The organism is Actinomadura fibrosa, from assembly GCF_900659615.1.
GTDB lineage: Bacteria > Actinomycetota > Actinomycetes > Streptosporangiales > Streptosporangiaceae > Spirillospora > Spirillospora fibrosa.
The window spans coordinates 1-1,322 of the sequence record NZ_CAACUY010000543.1 but is presented as its reverse complement, the minus strand read 5'-3'; the positions used below and the strand labels follow the sequence as shown (position 1 = coordinate 1,322).

The following is a 1,322-nucleotide window of genomic DNA, read 5'->3' as shown; positions in this document are numbered from 1 at the left end:
CGCCGCGTGGCGGCCGGGTCGCCCGCCGACCTGGTGCTCCTGCGCGTGCCGCTCGCCGAGGCGCTGGCGCGCCCGTCCGCCGCGAACGTCCGCGCCGTCCTGACCGCCGGGCGGCTCAGCGAGCCCTGACGACCGCCACGCCGCAGAAGTGCGGGACCTCGGGCTCGGTCCACGGCGAGGGGTCGGGACGCCAGCGCGAGCACGACACCACGCCGGGCTCCAGCAGCTCCGTCCCCGCGAACAGCCGCTCGATCTCCTCCGGCGAGCGGGCGCGGATCGGCGTGCCGCCGCGCTCCATCACCGTCCGGACGGCCTGCCGCATGGCCTCGCCGTCCAGCTCGTCGGTGGTGGCGTCGCAGGTGTGGGAGATGACCAGGTAGCTGCCCGGGACCAGCCGCTCCAGCACCCCCGCCACGATCCGCAGCGCCTCGTCGTCGTCCAGGATGTGGTTGAGCACGCCCAGCAGCATCAGCGCGACGGGACGGTCGAAGTCCAGCGACTTCGCGGCCTCCTCCAGCACCGTCGCGGTGTCGCGGATGTCCGCCTGGACGTAGTCGCAGGAGCCCTGCTCGCTGCTCTGGAGCAGCGCGCGGGCGTGCAGGAGCACCAGCGGGTCGTTGTCCACGTAGACGATCCGCGACTCCGGCGCGACGCGCTGGGCCACCTCGTGGGTGTTGTCCACGGTGGGCAGCCCGGTCCCGAGGTCCAGGAACTGCCGGATCCCCTCCTTCACCAGGAACCGGACGGCGCGGCCGAGGAAGGCGCGGTCCTGCTTGGCCGACGTGGCGATGGACGGCAGCACCTGGAGGACGGCGTCGCCGGCCTCGCGGTCCACCGGGTAGTTCTCCTTGCCGCCCAGCCAGTAGTCCCAGATCCGCGCCGAGTGCGGCACGCTGGTGTCGATCTCCGGCGCTTCGTTGTCGGGCATGGCCCCTCCTGTGCCGATTCCTGTCCGAAAATTCCCGTGCCGAGCCGCTGTGCGGGTCCCATCATCTCCAAGATCGCCCGCCTGGCGAGCCGGTCCGGCTCCCTTCCGTCCCATGGCGTCGCCTACGATGCCGCACAGCGGTGCGGGCCACGGTCGTGATGGGGAGCAGGGTGCGGGCGAGCGGCGTGAGGCGCGGCGGAACGCGCGGCGGGACGCGGGCGCTGGCCGTCGCCGTCGGGACGGCGGCGGCGGCGACCCTCGCCGCCGACGTCACGATGATCATGTCCGGGCGGCTGGAGGGCGGCGGCGGCCCCGGGAGGCCGCGCGAACTCGTCTCCGTGGCCGGAGGCACCGCGCCGCCCCCGGCGGTCGCGCCGCTGACCCGCCGCTACAC

At 74.4% G+C, this 1,322-nt stretch carries 2 protein-coding genes; one reads left to right on the top strand and one right to left on the bottom strand.

The genetic code is table 11. From position 1 onward, the window contains the following. Nucleotides 1–115: 115 nt before the first annotated feature. Entirely contained in the window at nt 116–928 is an 813-nt protein-coding gene (locus tag E1300_RS49555) for an SAM-dependent methyltransferase (protein WP_131764162.1), read from the bottom strand. A 185-nt stretch (nt 929–1,113) separates the two neighbouring features. On the opposite strand from E1300_RS49555, the gene E1300_RS49550 reads away from it, so the two are divergent. Next, the coding region (locus E1300_RS49550; protein ID WP_131764161.1) for a hypothetical protein at nt 1,114–1,322 on the top strand (209 nt) is incomplete at its 3' end.

Bases quoted from the DNA above. Each gene is read 5' to 3' on its own strand.
- E1300_RS49555 (WP_131764162.1), bottom strand. From the start codon at position 928: ATGCCCGACAACGAAGCGCCGGAGATCGACACCAGCGTGCCGCACTCG.